The 25214-nt window shown below is 42.7% G+C and carries 24 protein-coding genes and 1 other RNA gene; 22 read left to right on the top strand and 3 right to left on the bottom strand.

The genetic code is table 11. The features are described 5' to 3' along the window. Window positions 1–12: 12 nt before the first annotated feature. The gene (gene eno / locus QR721_RS09850) at window positions 13–1299 is read left to right on the top strand and encodes a phosphopyruvate hydratase (RefSeq protein ID WP_348026457.1); all 1287 of its coding nucleotides are present in this window, start codon (window positions 13–15) and stop codon (window positions 1297–1299) included. Window positions 1300–1360: 61 nt separating this feature from the next. Continuing rightward, complete coding sequence (locus QR721_RS09845) at window positions 1361–1552, top strand: DUF1653 domain-containing protein (protein WP_348026455.1); 192 nt, start codon at window positions 1361–1363, stop codon at window positions 1550–1552. 21 nt (window positions 1553–1573) lie between these two features. Here QR721_RS09845 and QR721_RS09840 read toward each other — a convergent pair whose 3' ends face one another. Continuing rightward, window positions 1574–2488, bottom strand: coding sequence for an alpha/beta hydrolase (locus QR721_RS09840; protein ID WP_348026453.1), 915 nt, complete (start codon window positions 2486–2488; stop codon window positions 1574–1576). Window positions 2489–2663: 175 nt separating this feature from the next. Between QR721_RS09840 and secG the strand changes: the two genes are divergently transcribed. The 5 genes from secG to ssrA all read left to right on the top strand — a co-directional run bounded on the left by secG (window position 2664) and on the right by ssrA (window position 7208). Then, window positions 2664–2897, top strand: a complete 234-nt coding sequence (secG, locus tag QR721_RS09835; RefSeq protein WP_348026451.1) for a preprotein translocase subunit SecG — start codon at window positions 2664–2666, stop codon at window positions 2895–2897. Between the two features lie 201 nt (window positions 2898–3098). Further along, entirely contained in the window at window positions 3099–3851 is a 753-nt protein-coding gene (locus QR721_RS09830) for an alpha/beta hydrolase (RefSeq protein ID WP_348026449.1), read from the top strand. Window positions 3852–3880: 29 nt separating this feature from the next. Continuing rightward, window positions 3881–6160, top strand: coding sequence for a ribonuclease R (gene rnr, locus QR721_RS09825; RefSeq protein WP_348026447.1), 2280 nt, complete (start codon window positions 3881–3883; stop codon window positions 6158–6160). A gap of 119 nt (window positions 6161–6279) precedes the next feature. Next, entirely contained in the window at window positions 6280–6747 is a 468-nt protein-coding gene (smpB, locus tag QR721_RS09820; RefSeq protein ID WP_348026444.1) for an SsrA-binding protein SmpB, read from the top strand. Between the two features lie 96 nt (window positions 6748–6843). Then, window positions 6844–7208, top strand: a transfer-messenger RNA (tmRNA) gene (gene ssrA / locus QR721_RS09815). A 212-nt stretch (window positions 7209–7420) separates the two neighbouring features. On the opposite strand, the gene gdh is transcribed toward ssrA, so the two are convergent. Further along, a complete protein-coding gene (gene gdh, locus QR721_RS09810; protein WP_348026442.1) occupies window positions 7421–8206 on the bottom strand; it encodes a glucose 1-dehydrogenase in 786 nt (261 codons plus the stop codon). Window positions 8207–8221: 15 nt separating this feature from the next. Further along, window positions 8222–9076 (bottom strand): RhaT/GlcU family sugar-proton symporter, encoded by an 855-nt coding sequence (locus QR721_RS09805; RefSeq protein ID WP_348026440.1) that lies wholly within the window; start codon window positions 9074–9076, stop codon window positions 8222–8224. A gap of 311 nt (window positions 9077–9387) precedes the next feature. Between QR721_RS09805 and QR721_RS09800 the strand changes: the two genes are divergently transcribed. The 15 genes from QR721_RS09800 to QR721_RS09730 all read left to right on the top strand — a co-directional run bounded on the left by QR721_RS09800 (window position 9388) and on the right by QR721_RS09730 (window position 25170). Continuing rightward, on the top strand, window positions 9388–10521 hold the full coding sequence (locus QR721_RS09800; RefSeq protein ID WP_348026433.1) for a betaine/proline/choline family ABC transporter ATP-binding protein: 1134 nt from the start codon (window positions 9388–9390) through the stop codon (window positions 10519–10521). Window positions 10522–10538: 17 nt separating this feature from the next. Continuing rightward, window positions 10539–11189: an ABC transporter permease gene (locus QR721_RS09795; RefSeq protein ID WP_348026429.1), complete on the top strand. Its 651-nt coding sequence runs from the start codon at window positions 10539–10541 to the stop codon at window positions 11187–11189. A gap of 14 nt (window positions 11190–11203) precedes the next feature. Then, window positions 11204–12118: an osmoprotectant ABC transporter substrate-binding protein gene (locus tag QR721_RS09790; protein WP_348026427.1), complete on the top strand. Its 915-nt coding sequence runs from the start codon at window positions 11204–11206 to the stop codon at window positions 12116–12118. A 15-nt stretch (window positions 12119–12133) separates the two neighbouring features. Next, window positions 12134–12811, top strand: coding sequence for an ABC transporter permease (locus QR721_RS09785; protein ID WP_348026425.1), 678 nt, complete (start codon window positions 12134–12136; stop codon window positions 12809–12811). 293 nt (window positions 12812–13104) lie between these two features. Continuing rightward, window positions 13105–13656: an NADPH-dependent FMN reductase gene (ssuE, locus tag QR721_RS09780; RefSeq protein ID WP_348026423.1), complete on the top strand. Its 552-nt coding sequence runs from the start codon at window positions 13105–13107 to the stop codon at window positions 13654–13656. Between the two features lie 51 nt (window positions 13657–13707). Beyond that, window positions 13708–14475 carry an ABC transporter ATP-binding protein gene (locus tag QR721_RS09775; RefSeq protein WP_348026421.1) on the top strand — a complete coding sequence of 256 codons (768 nt, stop codon included), beginning with the start codon at window positions 13708–13710 and terminating at the stop codon, window positions 14473–14475. A gap of 13 nt (window positions 14476–14488) precedes the next feature. Then, window positions 14489–15463, top strand: a complete 975-nt coding sequence (locus tag QR721_RS09770; protein ID WP_348026419.1) for an aliphatic sulfonate ABC transporter substrate-binding protein — start codon at window positions 14489–14491, stop codon at window positions 15461–15463. Next, window positions 15464–16291: an ABC transporter permease gene (locus QR721_RS09765; RefSeq protein ID WP_348026417.1), complete on the top strand. Its 828-nt coding sequence runs from the start codon at window positions 15464–15466 to the stop codon at window positions 16289–16291. Between the two features lie 23 nt (window positions 16292–16314). Next, the gene (gene ssuD, locus QR721_RS09760; protein ID WP_348026415.1) at window positions 16315–17433 is read left to right on the top strand and encodes an FMNH2-dependent alkanesulfonate monooxygenase; all 1119 of its coding nucleotides are present in this window, start codon (window positions 16315–16317) and stop codon (window positions 17431–17433) included. Window positions 17434–17680: 247 nt separating this feature from the next. Then, a complete protein-coding gene (locus QR721_RS09755; protein WP_348026414.1) occupies window positions 17681–18883 on the top strand; it encodes a GTP-binding protein in 1203 nt (400 codons plus the stop codon). A gap of 19 nt (window positions 18884–18902) precedes the next feature. Next, window positions 18903–19172, top strand: coding sequence for a 30S ribosomal protein S14 (gene rpsN, locus QR721_RS09750; RefSeq protein WP_348026412.1), 270 nt, complete (start codon window positions 18903–18905; stop codon window positions 19170–19172). Between the two features lie 165 nt (window positions 19173–19337). Beyond that, window positions 19338–20735 carry a C40 family peptidase gene (locus QR721_RS09745; protein WP_348026410.1) on the top strand — a complete coding sequence of 466 codons (1398 nt, stop codon included), beginning with the start codon at window positions 19338–19340 and terminating at the stop codon, window positions 20733–20735. 258 nt (window positions 20736–20993) lie between these two features. Further along, on the top strand, window positions 20994–22214 hold the full coding sequence (locus QR721_RS09740) for an argininosuccinate synthase (RefSeq protein ID WP_348026408.1): 1221 nt from the start codon (window positions 20994–20996) through the stop codon (window positions 22212–22214). Window positions 22215–22328: 114 nt separating this feature from the next. After that, the gene (gene argH, locus QR721_RS09735) at window positions 22329–23702 is read left to right on the top strand and encodes an argininosuccinate lyase (RefSeq protein WP_348026406.1); all 1374 of its coding nucleotides are present in this window, start codon (window positions 22329–22331) and stop codon (window positions 23700–23702) included. Window positions 23703–23877: 175 nt separating this feature from the next. Next, window positions 23878–25170: a hemolysin family protein gene (locus QR721_RS09730; protein ID WP_348026404.1), complete on the top strand. Its 1293-nt coding sequence runs from the start codon at window positions 23878–23880 to the stop codon at window positions 25168–25170. Window positions 25171–25214 lie beyond the last annotated feature (44 nt).

The following is a 25214-nucleotide window of genomic DNA, read 5'->3' as shown; positions in this document are numbered from 1 at the left end:
GGAATAAAACATATGCCATTTATTACTGAAATTTATGCTAGAGAAGTACTTGATTCACGCGGGAACCCAACTGTCGAAGTAGAAGTTGGAACAGAATCTGGAGCATTCGGATCTGCTATCGTACCGAGCGGTGCATCAACTGGTGAATATGAAGCAGTTGAACTGCGTGACGGCGATAAGTCACGTTACCTTGGAAAAGGTGTTGAGAGAGCAGTAAAGAACGTTAATGAAATTATTGCTCCAGCTCTTCTTGGCGTCGATGTAACAAGCCAGAACATCATTGATCAGATCATGATTGAATTGGACGGAACTGATAATAAAGGCAAACTCGGTGCCAATGCGATTCTTGGTGTATCAATGGCAGCAGCACATGCAGCGGCAGACTACCTTGATATGCCATTGTATAAATATCTTGGCGGTTTCAACGCTCATGTACTTCCTACACCGATGATGAACATTCTAAACGGTGGCGAGCACGCTGATAACAACGTTGATATTCAGGAATTCATGATCATGCCGGTTGCAGCTCCTACATTCAAGGAAGCACTCCGTACAGGTGTGGAAATTTTCCACTCTTTGAAGAAAGTACTTCAAGACCGCGGCTACAATACTGCTGTAGGTGATGAAGGCGGCTTCGCACCGAACCTTCAGTCTAACGAAGAAGCACTTCAAACAATTGTTGAAGCAATTGAAAAGGCTGGTTATAAGCCAGGTGAAGAAGTGAAGCTTGCAATGGATGTTGCTTCATCTGAAATGTATGAAGACGGCAAGTACAACCTGAAAGGCGAAGGCGTTGTTCGTACGTCTGAAGAAATGGTTGATTGGTATGAGCAGATGGTCGACAAGTATCCAATTATCTCTATTGAAGATGGCTTGGATGAAAATGACTGGGAAGGCCATAAATTGCTTACAGATCGTATTGGCAACCGTGTTCAGCTTGTCGGTGATGACTTGTTCGTAACGAATACGAAGAAGCTCGCTCAAGGGATTGAGCAGGGAGTCGGCAACTCTATCCTAGTTAAAGTGAATCAGATCGGTACATTGACTGAAACGTTCGCTGCGATTGAAATGGCTGCTCGTGCTGGCTATACAGCTGTTATCTCGCATCGTTCAGGTGAATCTGAAGACGCAACAATTGCAGATATCGCTGTAGCGACAAACGCAGGTCAGATTAAAACTGGTGCACCTTCACGCACAGATCGCGTTGCCAAGTACAATCAGCTTCTTCGCATTGAAGATGAATTGAACGGATTTGGAACATATGCTGGAGAAAGTGCTTTCTACAATTTGAAAAAGTAATTTTACATGCAACCCTGACCCTTTTCATGGGCAGGGTTGTTTTCATGAGAGGAATTTTTTTATGACTTTTTACAAGCACTACAAGGGTGGAATATATGAGTATTTGTTCACTGCGACACATAGTGAGACAGAGGAGCAGCTCGTTATTTACAAAAATCATGAACAGCGCATCTTTGCACGGCCGTATGATATGTTTTTTGAAAATGTAATCGTAGAAGGAAAAGAAATCCCTCGGTTTGCCAAGATGGACTAGAGCATACATGATTCACATGCTCTAATTATATGATTCCATAATCCAATTCAAGATTGTTTTCCAGACTTCATCTCGATTGATTTCATTCAGGATTTCATGGCGCATGTCTTCAAATAAAAGAACTGTTATGTCTTCCAGTCCTGCCTTGCGATAATGCTCTGTTGCCTGCCATACACTTTTTCCAAATTTGCCGACTGGGTCATCATGGCCGCTCATGAATAACAGTGGGAAATGTTTTCGGATGTTAGTATTTTTTCTCCAGTTACCAACGATTTGCAGGCCGTCCAGCAAATCGTAAAATAGTCTGGCCGTCGGGATAAATCCGCAAAACGGATCTTCAATATACCGGTCAACCTCGTTCACATCACATGAAAGCCAGTCAAAATTCGTCCGCGGTTGGATGATTTTTTTATTGTAACTTCCGAAAACAAGCTTGTTCAGGAGCGGCGAGGACTTTTCTGGTGGAAGTCCCGCAGCAAGTGCTTTGCCCAACGTTGTCGTCAGCCTATTTTCATTTCCTGTACCACAAATAATTGCACCGGAGTACAAATGGCTGTTTTCCTGCAAGGCTTTTTTTACTATGAAGGAACCCATGCTGTGGCCAAGCAAAATGATTGGAATGCCACGATGCTCATCTTTGATGCAAAGACTTACGTGAACGAGATCTTCCGCCAATTTGTTAAAGCCTTGTTCAGGAGCAAAGTATCCAGGCTTGTTCTGCTTGCGTCCTGTCTTTCCGTGACCGCGATGGTCGTGGCCGAACACGAGGAATCCGTGATCATTAAGAAATTGAGCAAAAGGCTCATACCGTTCGATATGCTCTGCCAAACCATGGGAGATTTGTACAATGGCCTTGATGTCTTGTCCATCAGGAATCCAGGAGACAGCATGAAGTCCCATGCCTTCTTCGTTCTGAATCCAAAGTGATTGTTTCATGACTTCACCTTCCGTTGTTTGCAGTATTTAACTATGTATGAACGGCACAGCCTTTTTTATGACAGCAGACTTCGAATTGGCATCTTTTCCCCATATTCATCCTTGCCGGTCGAGCCATGCTTGTGCTAAAGTAGAAAATAGCAGATTTGTTCGTTTATTGGGAGGTAGAATTTGCATGTTGAATGTTGTAAATATATTGCTCATCATTGATGCGATTGTCCTGATTGTATTTGTTGTTCTTCAGTCAAGCAAGAGTGAAGGTCTTGGGGGTGCAATTTCTGGAGGAGCCGAACAGCTTTTCGGCAAGCAGAAAGCACGTGGACTGGATTATGTGCTTCATCGCGGTACAATCGTTACTGGCGTATTGTTGTTTGTACTCGCATTTTTGAGCGGTTATGTACTTCAATAGAAGAGATTTTCCCCGATCATTCAAGATGGTCGGGGATTTTTCGTCTTTTACGGCACAATATAAGATTGAACCGGATTAATCAATATGGCTTCCAATGATTGTGAACCAATTTTAACCACTTAAACAGTGGCTCTTATTAGTATCATGCGCCTAAAAAGGGTAAAGTAGAAGTGGGAGAAATGGAGAAGGAGATGCAGCTTGATGAAAATAAAACACCCAGAACCATTTACATTTGAAGCAGGCCCACGTGCGGTTCTACTTTTGCATGGCTTTACCGGGCATTCAGCTGATGTGCGTATGCTTGGGCGCTATTTGGAAAAGCAAGGATACACAAGTCATGCACCGATATACCGGGGCCATGGCGGCGCAGCTGAAGAGATTGTGGAAGCAACAGCAGCTGACTGGTGGGAAGATGTTGTAAAAGCATATGAGCATTTGCATGAACTTGGATATGAAGAAATTGCAGTAGCCGGTCTTTCACTTGGTGGGGTACTGGCGATAAAACTCGCATATTCACATAAGGTCAAAGGGGTCATTCCGATGTGTGCTCCGATGTTCTTTGATAATGAAGAGCAGCTGACAGCCGGGTTCAAACACTATGCGAAAACATATAAAGAACTTGAAGGCAAAAAAAGTGAGCAAGTCGATTCGGAAATCACAGAACTTATGGCGCATTCCCGTCCTGTTTTTCAAGAGCTCGGGACATTTGTGGAACAAGTGCGCGAAGAGACAGATTCCGTCTATGCCCCTGCTTTAGTCGTTCAGGCGAGGCAGGACAAAATGATTAATACAAAAAGTGCACAATATATATATGACCATATTCAGTCGGATGAAAAGGAACTGAAATGGTATGAACAATCAGGCCACGTCATTACGCTGGGCCCGGAACGCGAAAAGCTGCACGAAGATATTCACCAGTTTCTTGAAAGTCTGCAATGGGAAAATAATAGATAGTCAAAGCATGTATGAAGGAAGGTGTTTATATGAGTGAATCAATGAAAGACCGACTCAGGACTTATTTTAATGAAAATGTGACACGTCCACTATCTGTTGGAGAACTGGAAACTGCTCTGGAGATTGAGGATGCAGACGATTTCCGAGAGCTTGTCATCTCTTTGAATGCGTTGGAAGAAGATGGAGAACTTGTACGAACACGCAAGGATCGTTTTGGATTGCCGGAGAAAATGAATCTCGTCCGTGGCCGCATACAAATGCATTCCAAAGGTTTTGCATTCCTCATTCCTGATGAGGAAGACGCACAGGATGTATATATTCATTTCACCGATTTGAATTCAGCGATGAACTCAGACAGAGTGCTCGTTCGAATTGACAAATACGACGCTCAAGGGAACCGTCCAGAAGGAACTGTTATCCGAATTCTTGAGCGAGGCTTGCATGATGTCGTAGGAACATTTGAGGACAATGGGGCATTCGGTTTTGTCATTGCGGATGACAAGCGGATACCAAATGATATCTTTGTTCCGAAGAGTGCCATGCACGGAGCGGTTTCCGGACATAAGGTTATCTGCCATATTACGCAGTATCCAGAAGGGAAGAAAAGTGCCGAGGGAGAAATTGTTCATATCCTTGGCCATCGCAATGATCCCGGCATCGACATTATCTCCATCATTTATAAGAATGGCATCAAGATTGACTTCCCGGATGAGGTTTTGCAGGAAGCTGCTGGTGTCCCGGATGAAGTGCCAGAAAAAGATATAGAGGGCCGCCGTGATTTGCGTGACAGACAGATTGTCACAATTGATGGTGCCGATGCGAAAGACCTTGATGATGCCGTTACTGTAACAAAATTGGAGAACGGTAACTACCGTCTTGGTGTCTATATTGCGGATGTAACTCATTATGTCAAGGAAGGGTCCGCAATTGACGAAGAAGCATTGGAGCGCGGAACGAGTGTTTATCTCGTAGACAGGGTAATTCCAATGATTCCACACCGTCTTTCTAACGGAATCTGTTCCCTTAATCCGAAAGTGAACCGTCTCGTCATAGGCTGTGATATGGAAATTGATTCAACAGGAAAAGTCGTTGATCATGAAATTTTCCCAGGCGTTATTAAGACGACGGAACGCATGACATACTCTGATGTTAACAAAATACTCGTCGACCAGGATGAGGAATTGCGTTCGAAATATGAACCGTTAGTTCCAATGTTTGAGAATATGGAGGGGCTTGCGTCAATTCTCAGAAAGAAACGAATGGGACGTGGGGCGATCGATTTCGACTTCAAAGAAGCAAAAGTACTCGTTGATGAGAATGGAAAGGCAGACGATGTCATCATTCGTGAACGTTCTGTAGGTGAGCGTCTCATTGAAGAGTTCATGCTTTGTGCGAACGAAACAATTGCTGAGCATTTCCATTGGCTGGATGTACCGTTTGTCCATAGAATTCACGAAGATCCAGACGCAGGGAAGCTGGAAAAATTCTTTGAATTCCTTGGTACACTTGGATATTCTGTCAAAGGAACAGCAAATGAAATTCACCCGCAAAGCCTACAGACGGTTTTGGAAGAAGTACAGAATAAGCCTGAAGAAATGATTATCTCCAAGCTAATGCTACGCTCTATGAAGCAGGCGCGCTATGATGTAGAAGGGATTGGCCACTTCGGTCTGGCAACACAATTCTACACGCACTTCACTTCTCCAATCCGCCGTTATCCGGATTTAATGGTGCACAGACTTATCCGTTCCTACTTGTTCGATAAGAAGCTGGGAGCAGAAGATATTAAGCATTGGAAGTTGCGACTCCCTGAAATTACCCGCCATTCATCCGAGCGTGAGCGTGGCGCTGTGGACGCGGAACGGGAAACAATTGACCTGAAGAAAGCGGAATTCATGAAAGACAAGATCGGCGATGAATTTGTCGGTGTAATCAGCTCGATTACAAACTTCGGAATGTTCGTCGAGCTTGAGAATACTGTTGAAGGACTTGTTCATGTTAGCTATCTGACTGATGATTACTATCATTATGATGAGCGTTCCATGGCCTTGATCGGTGAGCGAACAGCGAAGATGCATCGTATCGGTGACGAGGTTAAAGTAAAAGTGATCGGAGTCAATCTGGATGAACATACGATTGATTTCGAACTTGCTGGAACTGTTAAGGCAAACAAACCGCGTAAGCCCATTCAAGGAAAAGGAAATCCTAATAATAAGCAGAGCGGCAAACAAGGTTTGAAAAAGAAGCAGGGCGGCAATAAAAAGGGCAAACCGAAAGCGAAGAAGCCTAGTAAGAAAGGCCGCAATTAACGATTGTCAGTGAGCAAGCAAAGGTGCAGCTGAATATTGTCTGCACCTTTGCTTTTTGCTCGCTGAAAATAGTATATATCTGTTATGATGGAGTACGCTATATGAAGGGGGAAACAGATATGCCAAAAGGACTTGGCAAAGCGATTGCCCAGAACAAGAAGGCATCGCATGATTATTTTATAGAAGAAACATATGAAGCCGGCATTGTATTGAACGGTACCGAGATCAAGTCGGTCCGAAATGGACGGGTGAACATGAAGGATGCCCATGCCAGAATCGATCGCCGTGGCGAAGTTCAGCTAATTAATTTGCATATTTCACCTTATGAACAGGGTAATCGTTTCAACCACGACCCAACACGTTCACGCAAGCTGCTGCTTCATCGTAAAGAAATAGACAAATTGATTGGACTCACACAGCAGCAAGGTTATGCACTTGTACCGTTGAAAATGTACATTAAGAATGGCTTTGCAAAAGTTCTTATTGGACTTGGTAAAGGTAAGAAGAAATACGACAAGCGTGATGACCTGAAACAGAAGCAAATGAAGCGCGATATTGACCGTGCGATGAAGGATTTCAACAGATAGACGCCTGAGTTGCAATTTCATCTAGATATGCTATAATAGGAACATAGGAAAGGCACCCAAGCACAATGCCTTCTCCGTTCGCTTCATTTTTATAATGGGGACGTTACGGATTCGACAGGGGCGGTTCGAGCTTTGGTGGCGCGTCGAGGTTACGACTCGTAAAACGTTACTCGCCTAAATATAACTGGCAAAGAAAACAACTACTCTCTAGCTGCAGCGTAAGCTAATCTAGAGGATCCTTCCCGGAATCGCCCGTGTTCCGGATTGAAGGGTCTCAAATTAAGCGGGCTATTGCAACCATCCCCCGCCTGAGGATGGCTGCTGAATTAAATCAGGCTAGCCATGCTGTTCAGCCCGTTGGCAGGCTGTGGCATGTGCGAAATACAATATGCCGACTACACGCGTAGAAGCCTTAGTGGCGATGTCTCTGGACGCGGGTTCGACTCCCGCCGTCTCCACCATACATATATCGTTGGTGGACTGGACATTCAATCATAGCCCGGGATTAAGGGCTTATATAAAACCTATAAAGAAAACCGCTCAGGAATTTGTTTCCTTGAGCGGTTTTTCTTTATATTAGATTTTCTTAATGACCATATTGTGAGAAAAAGTTGGCCAGCAAGAGTCCGGTAATCCCGTACTTTTACTGGCCAATACTGTTTTAACTACTAAATCAACCGCGTCCCGCTTGGAATGAAGGATACAGTGTCATACCGCCATCCGCAAACAGGGTAATCCCTGTTACATAACTCGCCTGTGAAGAAGCCAACCATGCTGCCACATTGGCGATTTCTTCAGGTTTTCCGATGTAACCCATTGGAATCATACTTTCAACATCTGCACGCTGTTTCGGATCGGCAAATTTCTCAGCGTTGATCGGCGTATTGATAGCACCAGGTCCGATATTATTCACACGAATTCCTTTTGGTGCATACTCCATTGCCAATGTTTGAGTCATCAGCTTGATTCCGCCTTTACTAGCTGCATAGTGAACGAACAATGGCCATGGAATCTGTTCGTGAACGCTGGACATATTGATAACAGCGCCTTTGATGTCATGCTCTACAAAGTATTTGATAGCTTCGCGGCTGCCGAGGAAGGCGCCTGTCAAGTTCGTGTCGATAACTCTGTTCCAATCTTCAAGCGGCATCTTATGAGATTCCACCGCATTTTCAATGCCTGCATTATTGATCATGACATCAAGTGTGCCGAATTCTTTAACGGCTGTTTCGATGAGGTTGATCACATCAGCTTCCACAGTCACATCACCTTTTACAGCAATGGCATCTCCACCGGCTTTCTTCACTTCTTCTACGACTGTATCGGCTTCTTCCTTATTGCTGCGATAGTTCACAACAACCTTAGCCTTTTCTTCTCCGAAACGATTGCTCATTGCTCGTCCCAATCCGGTTGAGGCTCCTGTAATAACGACAACTTTACCTTCCAAGTCTGTAAACATATTTATTTCCTCCTTTTATGCTTTTGCATTACCGAGCATGAAGCCGGCAACAACGATTAAAATGATTCCAATAATAATCCAGACGAATTGGCGTTTTGTCTTTTTCTCTCCCAAGATAAAGATTCCACCCAAAGTTGAAACAATAATGCCCATTTGTGACAGTGAGAAGCTTGTCGCCACACCAACACGCGGTTGGGAAATAAACAAAAACATATTACCAGCTGCCCAAATCAAACCCGGAATGATGTTTCGGATTGCATATTTGTTAAATGGTTTATGTTTAAAAGTCAAAATGATCCCGCCGAGCACCATACCGATTGCTTGTGGGAATAGTGCAGCCCAACCATCTACATGGAAAAGACGGGCAACGACGACATAAACCAAATATCCGAGCGTTGAAAGGAGCAAAATCGGAATCCCTTTTTTCAGATTAGCTGATTCAGCACTCTGTCCGCTCCGGTCTGGCAGTGATGTAAGAACAGCACCAGCTATAATAAGAACCAGCGCGAGAACTCCGAGTATGATTGAAGTTCTAGTAGACCATTCATTAAAAACAATGACGCCGAATAATGCAGTCGATACGAGTTGCATTCCGGTAGAGATGGGCATTGTTAAGGAAACACCCATCAAGTCAATGCTTTTCAACTGATTGATCTGACCCAACGCCCAGAACAAACCTGACACGATTCCAACTGCAAAAATAACAGGACTCAGTTCAGGTCGGACAAATATATAAATGCCAACAGAGAAAATAAGCGCGCCGAATGTAGTCCCAAGCACCTGGCTATAAGGCCCGCCGCCGAGCTTAACATTGAACAGCACGATACTTCCCCAGAAAAGAGCCGGTAAAACGGCCAAGAAAATATCCATATGATTTTACCTTTCTATATAGATTTGAACTCGTACACTGTTGTCGCTGACAAAGAGTAAAACGTCAGAGGACATTTGATGCCGAGTCATTTGTACATCTATTTGTTTTACACATTCAGGTGATTTTTAAACATTTAGTTACCAAAAGTTCTTAAAGAATTGTTTCGCTTGCTTGCTAACTGGGTATAGAAATATATATCCGGTTGGTCGTATCTACGCTTTTTTTGAGCCAACCCGGCGTTTTGCCGGGTTTTTGTCGTTGATTCGGACATATTAAAGAGAAGAATGAACAGAATTAAGGGGGTTTTGCCATGCTTGAGTTTGAACATGTTTCCAAAATATATAAAGGCGGAAAACGCGCTGTCAATGATGTATCGTTTAAATTTGATAAAGGTGAATTTATTTGTTTCATCGGACCGAGTGGTTGCGGAAAAACGACGACAATGAAAATGATCAATCGGCTTATTGAACCGTCTGAAGGACGGATTCTTATAAATGGAAAAGATATTATGAAGCAGGATCCTGTTGAACTTCGCAGGAACATCGGCTATGTCATCCAGCAGATTGGTCTGCTTCCGCATATGACAATCCAAGAGAATATTTCCCTTGTATTAAAGTTGCTTAAATGGCCTGATGCGAAACGCAAAGAACGTGCTCGTGAACTTTTGAAGCTTGTCGACATGACACCGGATTATCTTGACCGCTATCCTCATGAGCTTTCTGGAGGGCAGCAGCAGCGGATTGGTGTTCTTCGTGCGCTTGCAGCGGATCAGCCGCTCATTCTCATGGACGAGCCGTTTGGTGCACTTGATCCGATTACGCGCGATGCGTTGCAGGATGAATTCAAAAAGTTGCAGCGTCAGTTGGACAAGACTATTGTCTTCGTTACACATGATATGGATGAAGCAATTAAGCTTGCTGATCGTATTGTCATTATGCGTGACGGGCAGATTGTTCAATGTGATACACCGGATGCAATTCTTCGCAATCCTGCAGATGAGTTTGTTGAGGACTTCATTGGAAAAGACAGACTTGTACAAGCTCGACCTGATATTGAGACAGTAGCTCAGATCATGAGCCGAACACCGGTCACAATCAAACCGGAAAATACATTGCAAGAAGCGATTCAGCATATGAAAGCACGCCGAGTCGACTCACTGCTTGTTATTAATGATGAGAACATATTGCTCGGTTATGTTGATATTGAGAGCATTGACCGAAATCGCAAGAAGAATCTTCTTATCGGAGATATTATTGAAACAGCATTCATGCAAGTGGAACAGCACACCCTTGTAAGAGATACCGTAAGAAAAATCTTGAAGCGGGGAGTTAAATACGTTCCTGTCGTTGATGAGGCGAATAAGCTTGTCGGCATCGTGACACGTGCGAGCCTCGTGGATATCGTTTACGACTCGATCTGGGGTGAAGAGGATACCGCTCAATAGGAAGGAGGAGACAATGCATGCATGATATTATTTTGTTTTTTCAAAACAACTGGGGTACATTCCTAGTCAAAGTATGGGAGCATCTATACATCTCTCTCATCGCAGGCATTCTTGGAATCATTGTCGCAGTTCCTCTAGGTATTGCTCTTACCCGTTTTAAAAGAGGAGCTGGGTTTATCATGGGAATTCTGAGTGTCATTCAAACATTCCCGAGTTTTGCGATTTTAGCATTCTTCATACCGCTTTTAGGTGTGGGTAAAATTCCAGCAATTGTAGCGCTATTTTTCTACTCCGTCCTGCCAATATTGCGCAACACTTATACAGGTGTACGCGGCGTAGATCCAAACTTGCTTGAAGCAGGTAAGGGAATGGGCATGACTGTGATGGAAAGAGTTTGGCATGTCGAACTGCCGCTTGCAGTTCCGGTCATCATGGCAGGAATTCGGCTATCGATTGTTTATTTAATTGGTTGGGCAACACTTGCTTCATTTATTGGTGCCGGTGGTCTTGGTGACTATATATTCAGTGGTCTAGATAATTACCAGCCGGAACTGATTCTTGTAGGTGCCATACCGGTTACAATCATTGCTCTGCTAATTGACTTGTTGCTCGGGCGTATTGAAATCGGCGTAACACCAAAAGCAATTCGCGAAATCAACGAGGCATAGAAAGGGTGGTACACATGCGCATTAAGAAGACAGGAATGGCGCTCATGCTTGCAGGCATAGTGCTTCTGACGAGCGGCTGTGCACTGCCTGGACTGGGCGGAGCTGCCGGAGATACAGTGAAAATAGGTACACAATCGATTTCTGAGTCACAAATTATGGGTGAAATCATTCGTCAGCTCATTGAACATGAAACAGACATTCATGTAGATATGGTAAATAATCTTGGTTCATCCATTGTGCAGCATAAGGCACTTGTTAATAAGGATATTGATATCGCTTCAGTTCTTTATACAGGCACTTCACTAACCGGACCGCTTGGAATGAAAGCAGTGAAGGATCCTGACGAAGCTTTGAAAACTGTCCAAAAAGGTTATAAAGAGCGTTTTAATCTTAAATGGTTCAACTCTTATGGCTTCTCAAATACGTACGCTTTTGCCATGCGAAAAGGTGAAGCAAAGAAAAGAGGAATAAAAACAGTTTCAGATTTGGAAAAGTACAAAGATGGTTTGAAACTCGGTGTCGATACTTCATGGCTGCAGCGTAAAGGTGATGGGTATAAAGGGTTTGTTAAACATTATGGTTTTGACTTTGATAACAAATACCCTATGCAGATCGGTCTCGTTTATCAGGCTTTGAAAAATCACAAGATGGATGTTGTTTTGGCTTATTCTACAGACGGCCGTATTCCAGCATATAATCTTGCTTTGTTAAAGGATGACAAACGATTCTTCCCACCTTATGATGGATCACCAGTTGCCAGAAACGAGGTACTTAAGAAACATCCGGAATTGGCGCCATTGTTGGAGCGGCTTGCCGGTAAAATAGATACCAATACAATGCAACAATTGAATTACGAAGCGGATGGCAAGAAAAGAGAGCCATCAAGAATCGCAAAAGAATTTCTTGTGAAAAACAATTACTTCAAATAAACGGAGGTGAGACAGATGGATACAATCAGGGAAATCCTTTCATATTACAGCGATAATGGAGGTTATGTATGGGAGCAATTTTTCCGACATTTTCTCATGTCAGCGTATGGTGTGTTATTTGCCGCAATCGTCGCCATTCCGCTTGGAATCCTGATTGCCCGCTATAGACAGCTATCCGGCTGGGTCATGTCCCTGGCGAATATCATTCAAACAATTCCTGCACTTGCCATGTTGGCTATTCTCATGCTGGTCATGGGGCTTGGGACGAATACAGTCGTCGTTGCGCTTTTCCTTTATTCAATCTTGCCAATCCTGAAAAACACGTACACAGGTATTCGCAGTGTCGATTCTAAATTGCTTGAATCCGGGAAAGCGATGGGCATGACTCGTTTCCAAGTGTTGCGTATGGTTGAATTGCCACTGTCCATGTCCGTAATCATGGCTGGTCTTCGCACTGCACTCGTTATTACGATTGGTGTTGCGACAATTGGCACGTTTATCGGTGCGGGAGGACTTGGTGATATTATCCTTCGAGGTACAAACATGACGGACGGAACAGCAATTATTCTTGCCGGAGCAATCCCGACAGCATTCATGGCTGTAGCCGCAGATTTGATTATGGCACTTCTTGAGCGACGTTTCGATCCATCTAAAAAGAGAAAGAAAAGAATTGTAACAAGAAAAGTTGTCTAGATATAGAAAGAGCGCAGTTGATTCTGCGCTCTTTCTTTTTTTATTTGTAAGTTCTCTAAAATCATTAAATCTGATAATAAATTTTGGCAATATATCAAATATTATTATCAAAAGTAAAGTAATTTTATTTGTTTAATTATATTTTTCAGAAATTTAAATGAATCCCTTCATTAATAGGCTTCGAATATTAATTTTTATGGTTAAAAACCTTATTGACTTCGAAAAAATAATATATATAATTAAACACATCAAATTAGTTGGAATTAAAATTAAACACAGAGAGGTTGGATTTCATGACAAAGGCTGTATTGATTTATGGTGGCAGCAGAAACCCATCAAGGTTGCAGGGAATTTACGAAAAGGCTCTCGAGTATCTCAAAGGTCGCGGTATTGATGTTCAGTCCATTAATGTTCCACATATTCCGGCTGAAGATTTAATCCATACCAAGTTCAACAGCCCTGCTATACAGGAAGCGAACAGACTTTTAAACGAAGCAGAGGCGGTTGTTGTTTTGACACCAGTATACAAAGCATCTTTTTCTGGAATTTTGAAAACATATCTGGATCTGGTACCGCAGAAAGGACTGCAGAATAAGACAGTCCTTCCAATAGCAATTGGTGGATCTCTAGGTCATTTACTTTCAATTGAGTACTCACTCAAGCCAGTTCTCTCTATATTGGGAGCCAATCGCATTCTTGACAGCATTTTCATCCATGATGAGCAGGTAAAGCGGCTGGAGTCGAATGAGTATTTTATTGAAGAAGGGGCGGCTTTCCGTTTGCATAACGGTTTGGAGAAACTCGGGGATGGATTAAAAGATGCTCATACTGCAATAAGTTCCTAACTATTTAAATAATTAAGCAATTCATTTTAAGGGGAAAGCGAGGATCTGGAGATGAGTGTACAAATTCAAGTGACAGAGAAGTCTTTCTTAAAGGACATGAAACCGAATACGGTCTTGAAAGATATCCGTTTTGAATTGAAGAAAGGAAGTTTCTTAACGATGATTGGGCCAAGTGGCTGTGGAAAAAGTACCTTGCTCAAGATCATCGCAGGTATTGATACTGATTATAAGGGCGTTGTGGTCATTGGTGGAAAGACGATTCGCCAACCTGGGATTGATCAGGGGTTTATTTTTCAGGAGCATCGCTTATTCCCTTGGATGAATGTGGAACAAAATATTGCGGCGAATCTCAACTTGAAAGATCCTAAAGTGAAATTAGAGGTTGAAGAACTAATTGAGATTGTCAGACTATCAGGCTATGAAAAGGCTTATCCTTCTGAGCTCTCAGGAGGTATGTCACAACGAGTAGCCATAGCAAGAGCTTTATTGAGAAACCCTCAAGTTCTACTGCTGGATGAACCATTCGGGGCTTTGGATGCTTTTACGAGGAAGCACTTGCAAGATGTACTTCTTGATATTTGGCAGAAGAAAAAGATTACTATGATCCTCGTTACACATGATATTGATGAGTCGGTCTATCTGGGGACAGAGCTTGCAGTGCTCCGTGCAAATCCAGGACAGATTCAAAAGATTATACCGATTGACCTGCCCTTTCCAAGAAGCCGTACAGATTCATCGTTTCAATATTTGAGACAGACTGTTCTGGGAGAGTTCGAAAAAACAGAGTCGCCTATGTTTGCAAATGGCGAAGGGATTTGAGGAGGATGAGAAGATGAAAAAGCTTTCGTTTCTTTTAGTTATAGTTCTGATTGGTATTTTGACAGGATGCTCGGCAAAAGCGACAGAGAAGCCGAAAGAAATTAACATCGGCATCCAGCAAAGCTTAAGTCCATTGTGGATTGCAAAAGAAAAGCGGCTGTTTGAGGATGCGTTTAAAGAAGATGGAATCAAAATTAAATGGACAGAATTTCAAAGTGGTCCTCCTCAATTCGAAGGGCTTGCTGCCAATAAGCTCGATTTCTCCCAAGTTGGTAATACACCAGTCGTAGCCGGTCAGGCTGCAAATGTGAAATTCAAAGAGATTGCTTTATCCGGTGACGGAGTGAAAGGTAACGGCATCCTAGTTAACAAAAATAGTGAAATCAAGAAGCTGGAAGATTTAAAAGGAAAGAAAGTCGCAGTGGCTAAAGGAAGCAGTGGATTTGGATTTTTATACAGTGCATTAAAACATGCCAAGATTTCACCGGACGACGTAGAAATCATCCAACTTCAGCCTGATGAGGCCTTGCCAGCGTTTGAAAGTGGAAAAGTGGACGCCTGGTCAATTTGGGAACCATTCCTTTCCCTTGAGTCAATTGAGAACGATGCGGTTATTCTGGCAAACGGAGAAACACTGGGTAGCTTCTCTCCTTCGTTTACATTGGCTCGAGATGGCTTTATAAAGGATCATCCGCAATATGTTGAGAAGTTCCTTCGAGTATATGACGAAGCTGTCCGTTATCAATTGGAAAATGAAGAAGAAGCAATTGATATTTACGCGAAAATGAAGGGACTGGACAAAAAAGTTATTAAAAACGTCCTGGATAATACGAAACCGCTGAATGAGCCGATCACTGACAGAATTATAAAAGCACAGCAAGAGACGGCAGATTTGCAGCTTGAATTGAAAGCAATTGGAAAGAAAATCGATGTAAGTGAAGTAGTCGATAATCAATTCATTAAAAAAATTCAAAAGGAGGAGAAATAGATGGGAGCTGAAGCGTATTTGCCAGCATCATCTTCAGCGGGAACTTTAAAAGCGGCTAAAAAGAAGTGGAATGTGCCTGCTTGGACAAAAGGTTTTCTCCTGCCAGCGGTGATCGTTGCAGTATGGCAAGTCATTGGCAGTCTGGGATTAATATCACCAACTGTTCTTCCGGTCCCATCGGCGATTCTGAGTTCATTCTGGGAATTGACAGTTTCAGGTGATTTACTGGCTAATTTGCGGATAAGCGTTTTGCGGGCCGTACTTGGATTTTTGTTAGGCGGAAGCCTCGGGCTCCTGTTTGGCATTCTAGTTGGCTTTTCGCGAAAAACAGAATCTTACCTGGACCCTTCGCTGCAAATGCTAAGAACCATTCCCAACCTGGCTGTAACTCCATTGTTTATACTCTGGTTCGGATTCGATGAATTGTCAAAAGTTCTATTAATCTCTTTTGGATCTTTCTTTCCAATTTATATTAACACGTATCTCGGTATTCGCAGTGCAGACTCAAGGCTATTTGATGTTGCACGTGTACTCGAATTCAGTCGCAAACAGCAAATAACTAAACTTGTTCTGCCGTCAGCTTTAAGCAATATTCTTCTCGGCGTTCGCCTGTCACTTGGTATTGCGTGGCTCAGTCTTGTAGTGGCTGAGCTGATGGGTTCCAGTGCTGGTATCGGTTATTTGATTATGGATGCTAGACAGTTCTCACAAACAGATAAAGTGTTTGTCGGAATTATTATCTTTGCTGTAGTCGGCAAACTGACAGATTCACTTGTTCGTTTACTGGAGAGAAGACTATTGAAATGGCGTAATAGCTTTGAAGGATAAAAAATTGGAGAGGAAGTTGTGAAATGGATGTACTTTGGTTTATTCCTACGCATGGTGACGGTCGATATTTAGGAACAGTAACTGGTGGAAGAGAAGCGGATCACACGTACTTCAAACAAGTAGCGCAGGCTGCAGAGAGACTAGGCTACGATGGGGTTCTGCTTCCAACTGGTAAGTCTTGCGAAGACCCGTGGATTACGGCTTCCGCTCTATCTGCTGAAACAAGTAGATTAAAATATCTAGTGGCCGTCAGACCAGGGCTTATGCTTCCAGGTGTTGCCGCTCGCATGGCTTCTACACTGGATCGACTATCCAACGGGCGCCTGCTCATTAATGTCGTAGCAGGGGGAGACCCCGTTGAACTAGCCGGGGATGGTATATTCCTTTCACATGAAGAAAGATATAAAGCGACCGATGAGTTTCTAACAATATGGAGGCAATTGCTATCGGGCGAAAAAGTTGATTACTTGGGAGATCACTTGCGAACCGAACAAGGAGAGCTTTTGTATCCGCCAGTACAGTCTCCGCACCCACCAATCTACTTTGGAGGTTCTTCTCCAGCGGGACAGCAAGTCGCAGCTGAACATGCTGATGTGTATCTCACCTGGGGAGAACCAATCGAGGATGTTAGGGAAAAAATAACTCAAGTGAGAGAGCAAGCGGAGCGAAATGGCAGGAAAATCAAATTTGGTATCCGTCTCCATGTAATTGTAAGAGAAACAAATGACGAGGCATGGCAGGAAGCTGAAAAGTTAATCTCCCATCTGGACGATGAAGTGATTCAAAAAGCACAAGAGGCTCTTGGTCGCTACGACTCCCATGGTCAAAAACGAATGGCGGATTTGCATAAAGGAAAAGACGGTGACTTGGAAATCAGTCCGAACCTCTGGGCTGGTGTGGGACTTGTGAGAGGTGGAGCAGGAACAGCGTTAGTTGGAGATCCAATAACGGTAGCCGAGCGAATTAAGGAGTATTGTGATATCGGTGTAGAAACGTTCATTTTCTCTGGTTATCCACACTTGGAAGAAGCTTATCGCTTCGCAGAACTTGTTTTTCCACATTTACCATTTGATCCGAAGTCAGAAAGAGCTTCAGGAGCTATAGGTGAAACGATAGGAAATAGTTATTTGCCTAAAGCTTAGAATATAATATTTCCTAGTTTTGAGTGAAAGTAATTAAATATTAGGAAGATAACCGCCAAGTAAAAGATTGCTTGGCGGTTTTTAGTTTAGGCAATTATCAAATTGTGAAAAAAATCTTGCTTTAATATTTGTTTACTTGTATAATTCCATTTAATCGTAATCATTACGTTTTATACACGAATGAATACGGTTTTCTTTTTGGTGATTAAATCGTAATGGTTTCGTATTAGGAAGGTGGAGAGATGATATGGTGAAGAGGAAAATTCCTGTTACAGTATTGAGCGGTTATCTCGGTTCTGGAAAAACAACAATTCTGAATCATGTTTTGAACAATAGACAAGGGTTGCGTGTAGCAGTCATAGTCAATGACATGAGCGAATTGAATATCGATGCGCAACTTGTTAAGAACAATACAGCACTTTCAAGAACGGAAGAGAAACTTGTGGAGCTATCCAATGGCTGCATTTGTTGCACATTGCGAGAAGATCTTCTTATTGAAGTACAAAGACTCGCTGAACAAGGTGTTTATGATTACATAATAATTGAATCGTCGGGCATATCAGAACCTGTACCCGTAGCTCAAACATTCTCCTATGCAGACGAACTTACTGGAATTGATCTTAAAGAAATTTGTGAACTTGACACGATGGTGACAGTAGTTGATGCCAATCGATTTTGGCTAGATTTGAAATCTGGTGAAAGTCTGCTGGACAGAAAACAGGCGGTCGGAGAACTTGATGAGCGTGAAATCTCAGATCTTCTCTTGGATCAGATTGAATTTTGCGATGTACTCGTCGTTAATAAAATAGATTTGATCAGTGAGAAACAGTTGAAAAGATTAAAGAGCGTACTCAATAAACTTCAGCCTGAAGCAAAGGTCATCACGACAACAGAAGGCAAATTGGATCCTGTAAATATACTAGGAACGGGTTTGTTTAATCTGGAGAAAGCGAGCAATTCAGCGGGATGGTTGAAAGAATTGCAGATTGGTCCTGAAAATCATGTTCCGGAAACAGATGAATATGGCATCTCCTCATTTGTATATAAAAAAAGAAATCCATTTCATACAGAGCGCTTGTATCACTGGCTTCAGAACATGCCTGATAATATTGTCCGCTCGAAAGGGATTGCATGGTGTGCAACAAGGAATGATGTAGCTTTGCTTCTTTCACAGGCAGGACTTTCTGTGAATTTGGAACCAATGGCATACTGGGTAGCAGCTTTGCCAGGAGATCGACAAGCGCAGCTATTGCAGCAAAACCCTGAAATTGCTTCTGAATGGGATCCTGATTACGGAGATAGAATGACACAACTTGTTTTCATAGGAACAGATTTGAATAAAGAAGAAATCATCAATGAACTTGATTGCTGTCTGCTGACAGAATCTGAATACATGGTTGACTGGACGGAGCTTAGTGATCCGTTCGAATGGGAAGTACAACAAGTTTGAATTTGAGGAGGAATATTGAATGGCGAAAAAATCAAAAATCGCAAAACAGCTGAAGAGGGAACAACTCGTTGAAAAGTACAGAGAGATTAGAAATGAATTGAAGGTTAAAGGAGATTATGAAGCAATCCGCAAGCTTCCTCGTGACTCATCTCCAACTCGGTTGAATAATCGTTGCCCGCTTACTGGCAGACCTCGGAGTTATATGAGGAAATTTAACATGTCACGCATAGCTTTTAGAGAATATGCACATAAAGGGCAAATTCCAGGAGTCAAAAAGTCGAGCTGGTGAATTTAGGGTTTGCCAACCTCATATGGGAAATATATGAATATATTATTGTTCAATCAGCCCTTTCTTCTTATTAATTTGTTATTATAGTACAGAGAGATTACTAATGGAAAAAACATTAAGGTTCTTAAGACCTGTATTAACAAATTAAAGGGGAAGCGATGAACATTGCATAAAAGAATGGCGACAATGTCAGCAGCGGCTTTGCTTATTTTCTCTTTGTGCAGTCCGGTTTCGGCAGAGTCCGTACAGGAACTAACAGCGGATCAACAACAAATACAGAAAGATAGGGCTGAAGTTACTGCCGACTTGTCAAAATCAGAAAAAGAGATTGTCTCCTTACTTGAAGAATTGGATAAGAAGCAAGATAAATTGGACCGAACAGCTAAAGCTTTGAAACTTAATGAGAAACAGTTGACCCGGACAAAGAAGAGCATTTCTAATTCCGAGAAGAAAGTGGACAAGCTAGGTAGCGAAATAGATGGACTGGAACAGCAAATCACGCAACGTTATTCCATTTTGAAAGAGAGACTTGCTGCTTACCAGAAAAGTGGTGGCGACATTGGCTATCTTGAAGTACTTGCCGAAGCTCAGAGTTTCAGCCAATTTGCGAGCCGGGCTAAGGCAGTTTCAACAATTTCAAATTCTGATTATGACTTAATGAAAGAATTGGAAGCGGCTCAGGATGAACTGAGCGCTAAGCAAAAGACTGTTGAACAGGAGCTTGCCAGTCAGAAGGAAGAGCAGGCTGAACTTGAAGGGGTTCGTAAAACAATCGCCGATCAGAATAAACAGCTTGCAAAGAATAAGAAGGCGTTGGAAAAGAAACGTTTAGAACTTAAAGAGAAACAAACTGCTTTGAAAATAAAAGATGAAGAGCTCGTTACTTTGCAAAAACAGGTTGGCGAGCGTATTAAAGAGAAGAAAGAAGAAGAGAAGCGAAAAGCTCAAGAAGAGGCAGAACGTAAGGCGGCTGAAGAAGCGAAACGTTTGGCAGAAGAGAAGCTTGCTGCCAAACGTGAAATACAAAAGCAACAAAATGAAGAAAAAGCTCAAAACCCAAACACATCATCTGCTTCTTCAACAACAGTGACCAGACATGAAGAGAATGAAGGTAGTTTAAATAAGAAAGATGTCAAAAAAGAAGAAAGCAATCAACCGGCTAAAGCTAGTTCATCTTGGAATTCCGAACCAGCCCAGGCAGGAGCTATGGCCAAAGCAATCGAAGCAGGCTATACACAGATTGGGACACCGTATGTTTGGGGTGGGAAAAAGCCAGGCGGGTTTGATTGCTCTGGGTTTGTAGCCTGGGCTTATCGTCAAGCTGGCTATGACTTGCCTTCAAGCACTGCGGGCTTACAATATGTTGGGAAAAAGATTCCTTATAGCGGTGCTCAAGCGGGAGATATGGTTTTCTTTAACACGTACAAAACAAATGGCCATGTCGGCATTTACCTTGGTGATGGACGTTTCCTCGGTGCTCAAGATTCAGGGTTGGATGTCGCGGATATGAATAGCGGCTACTGGAAGGATCATTTTAGTGGGCATGTCAGAAGAATACAATAGAAGCGAGCGGGCTTTTCATGTCTTGTTGAATGGAAGGCCTGCTTTTGTATAACACTGACGGACGATTCACTTCTAATTGGGATGGAGCATATGATGCGATGCAGGCAAAAAGCCCGGATTTATCGGCTTTTTTGAATAAAAAAGTTATTCAGTTTTTTTCAAAAAAAGAGGTTGTATATTTATACTGAATTATGTATAATGATACCAACGCATTAAACGGAACCGAGTTTTCTTGGTTAACTGGAGGAGGAATTCTTAATGGCGAAAGGTAAAATTGTTTTGGCTTATTCCGGAGGTCTTGATACTTCTGTTTCCATAAAGTGGCTTCAAGAGAAATATGATTACGATGTTATCGCACTAGCAATTGATATGGGTGAGAACAAGGATCTTGAAGCAGTACGTCAGAAAGCATTAGATGTTGGAGCAATCAAGGCAGTTGTCATTGATGGTAAGCAGTTGCTTGCAGATGAATATTTGATGCCTGCATTGAAGGCGAACGCACTTTATGAAGGCAAATATCCGCTATCTTCTGGTCTTAGCCGTCCGCTCATTTCAAGATTGCTTGTCCAGGTAGCTGAAGAAGAAGGCGCGGTTGCCGTTGCACACGGCTGTACTGGTAAAGGAAACGACCAAGTACGTTTCGAAGTTTCAATCAAAGCGCTTAACCCGGACCTAGAAGTTGTTGCACCAGTACGTGAATGGGGCATGACACGCGATGAGGAGATTGCCTACGCAGAAGAAAAAGGTATCCCGATTCCGATCGATCTTGACAATCCGTTCTCTATCGATGCAAACATCTGGGGGAGAGCTTGTGAAGCGGGCGTTCTTGAGAACCCTTGGAATGCAGCGCCTGAGGAAGCATTTGCATGGACGAATCCGATTGAAAAGACTCCGGATGAAGCAGAGTATATTGAAATTGACTTCGTAAAAGGTATTCCAACTGCAATCAACGGTGAAGAGATGAACCGTGTTGATATTATTGAATACTTGAATGAAATTGGCGGTAAGCACGGTATCGGAAGAATCGATCATATCGAGAACCGTCTTGTCGGTATCAAATCAAGAGAAGTATACGAGAATCCGGGAGCACTAATCCTTATTAATGCTCACAAAGAGCTTGAATTCATTACACAAACTCGTGAAGTTGGCAAGTTCAAGTATAAAATTGAACAGGAATATGCAGAGCTTGTTTACAATGGTCTCTGGTATTCACCACTTCGTCAGGCTCTTGATGCTTTCATCAATGAAACACAGGAAGTCGTTACTGGTAAAGTACGTATCAAGTTGTTCAAAGGAACACATATGGTTATCCAACGCCAGGCACCACAGAGCATGTACAATGAAGAACTTGCCACTTATGAAAAAGGTGATATGTTCGACCACCATGCTGCTGTAGGTTTCATCAAACTATGGGGCCTTCCGACAGAAATCCACGCGAAGAACGAAAAAAAAGCTAAGCAATTGGAAGTCGGCAACTGATCCTGAACATTAAAAAAGCCATCAAATTCACGGACGGCGGGCATGACGTCCGCAATCCGGATTTGATGGCTTTCCTTTTACATAAATCGGTTATAAAACTGGAGGGAATGTCAAATGTCCAAATTATGGGGCGGCAGATTTACAAAACAGACAGACAAACTAGTTGAAGAATATACAGCTTCAATCTCTTTTGATAAAAACCTAGTACATGAGGATATCGCAGGCAGCATAGCTCACGTTACAATGCTTGCTGATTGTGGAATCATCGGCCAGGATGAGAAGGAAACGATTGTAGCAGGTTTGAAAAAGGTAGAAGCGAAAGTGGAAGCAGGAGAAGTAGAATACTCTGTTGAAAATGAAGATATTCACATGAATAATGAAAAGCTTCTTCTCGATGAAGTGGGTGCAGTTGGCGGCAAGCTTCATACTGGAAGAAGTCGAAATGACCAAGTCGCTACTGACTTCCATCTATATGTAAAAAAACAGACTGAAGTCATGATCGAGTTGCTTGATGCCGTTCAGAGATCAATCGTAGAACAGGCGAAAGACAATCTTGAGACTATTATGCCTGGATACACACATTTGCAACGTGCACAGCCTGTCCTTTTCGCGCATCATCTCCTTGCCTACTTCTGGATGTTCGAACGTGACAAAGAACGTTTCCGTGACAGCCTTAAGCGTGTCAACTGGTCACCGCTTGGAGCAGGTGCACTTGCCGGAACAACATTCCCGATTAATCGCCAGCAGACAGCCGAAGCACTCGGTTTTGAAAGAGTATATCCAAACAGCATGGATGCAGTAAGTGACCGTGATTTCGCACTGGAATTCCTATCAACTTCCTCTATCCTGATGACTCATATTTCGCGTCTATCAGAAGAACTTGTTAACTGGTCGAGCCAGGAATTTCAGTTTATCGAGCTTGATGACGCCTTCTGCACAGGTTCAAGCATCATGCCACAAAAGAAAAACCCAGATGTGCCGGAATTGCTAAGAGGCAAGACTGGACGTGTCTATGGTAATCTTATGGGCTTGCTGACTGTTTTAAAAGGTCTTCCGCTTGCCTATAATAAAGACATGCAAGAAGATAAGGAAGGCGTCTTTGATACGGTTAAGACATTGGATGGAGCGCTTCGTCTGCTTGCGCCAATGCTTGCTACAATGCAGGTTCGCAAGGAGAATATGTATAAAGCAGTCGCAAATGACTATTCAAACGCTACCGATATTGCTGATTATTTAGCCAATAAAGGCCTTCCATTCCGAGAAGCACATGAAGTGATTGGCAAGATCGTTCTTTATGCAATCCAGAACAATAAATTCCTTCTTGATCTGAAATTTGATGAATATCAGGAATTCAGTGATTTGTTTGAAGAAGATATTTATAAAAAATTGGATCCTGAGCAGGTAGTTCGTGCCCGTACCAGTGAAGGCGGCACTGGACATGATCAAGTGAAAGCACAGTTGAACCAGGCAGAAAAACTTCTTGGCTAAGTGTGTTTCAGTGTTCAATTTCCCCACTTGTTTTTGGAAAAAAACGGTGGGGCTTTTGTCCAACTTGAATAAAATGAATGGAATATCATACTGTTTTCCTATACAATAGAGAAAATACATTCTGAACATATATGGAGGTGGGCTCCCGAGCATGTAGTGTGTGAGGGAGGAATCGTTGGACATAGTCAATTTATTAATGGTTGCTATATTGATCATGCTTACTGCATTCTTTGTAGCAACCGAATTCGCTGTAGTCAAAGTTAGATCAACACAGATTGAGCATCTTGTCGAGGAGGGGGACAAGAAGGCGCTTGATGCCAAGAAGCTGATTGATAATCTTGATAACTCATTATCAGCATGTCAGCTTGGTATCACAATCACATCTCTCGGACTCGGTTGGCTCGGGGAGCCTACTATCCAGGCTTTATTAAAACCAGTGTTCACGGAACTTGAGTTGAGCAGTTCGCTTACATCTCTGCTTTCATTCCTGATTGCTTTCTTCGCCATTACATTTCTTCATGTTGTGGTCGGGGAACTTGCACCTAAAACAATGGCAATACAAAAAGCAGAAACAATCGTGCTCAATTTGGCAAAACCTCTATTGTTCTTCACTAAGATCATGTACCCGTTCATTTGGCTCTTGAATGGCTCTGCAAACCAGCTCGTCCGCATTTTTGGTTTCCATTCGGTTAAAGAGTCTGAAGTAGCGATGACAGAGGAAGAGCTTCGCCTGATTTTATCGGAAAGCTATAAAAGCGGTGAAATCAACCAGTCGGAAATGATGTATGTAAACAATATTTTCGATTTTGATGAGCGGCTTGCAAAAGAGATCATGGTGCCGCGTACAGAGATGTTCTGTTTGTATAAGGAAGATAGTTATGAAGAGAACATTGAGATGATTCGTGAGGGACAGTTCACACGCTATCCTGTAGCTGAAGAAGATAAGGACCATATTGTTGGACTTGTCAATCTGAAAGAGATCTTTACTGGTCATTTTGCAGAGGAACCGATTTCGCTTGAGCAGTTCATCCGTCCGATCATCCATGTTTCGGAAGCGACACCAATCAAGCAGGTTCTGTTGAAGATGCAAAAGGAACGCATCCATATGGCAATTGTCATGGATGAATACGGCGGTACAGCGGGCCTTGTCACAGTAGAGGATATTCTTGAAGAGATAGTCGGTGACATTCGTGATGAATTTGATGCGAATGAGGAAGAGCTGATCGAGGAGATCGACAGCAATACGATGATTGTATCTGGACGTTTACTTTTGACAGAATTAAATGAAAAGTATCATATCGATCTATTAGGTGAAGAAGATGTAGATATAGATACTGTAGGTGGCTGGATTCTAGCTAATCATTTGGATGCAGAGCAAGGTACGACTGTTGAAGCAGATGGTTATGCATTCATTGTTGAAGAGATAGATGGCTATCAGATTAAACGAGTAAAGGTTACTCGGCTTTAACAGATCAAAAGACCGATTTGGCAATTTACTGCTAAATCGGCCTT

It is taken from the genome of Aciduricibacillus chroicocephali (assembly GCF_030762805.1).
GTDB classification, from domain to species: domain Bacteria; phylum Bacillota; class Bacilli; order Bacillales; family Amphibacillaceae; genus Aciduricibacillus; species Aciduricibacillus chroicocephali.
This window is presented reverse-complemented; position numbering and strand designations above follow the sequence as displayed.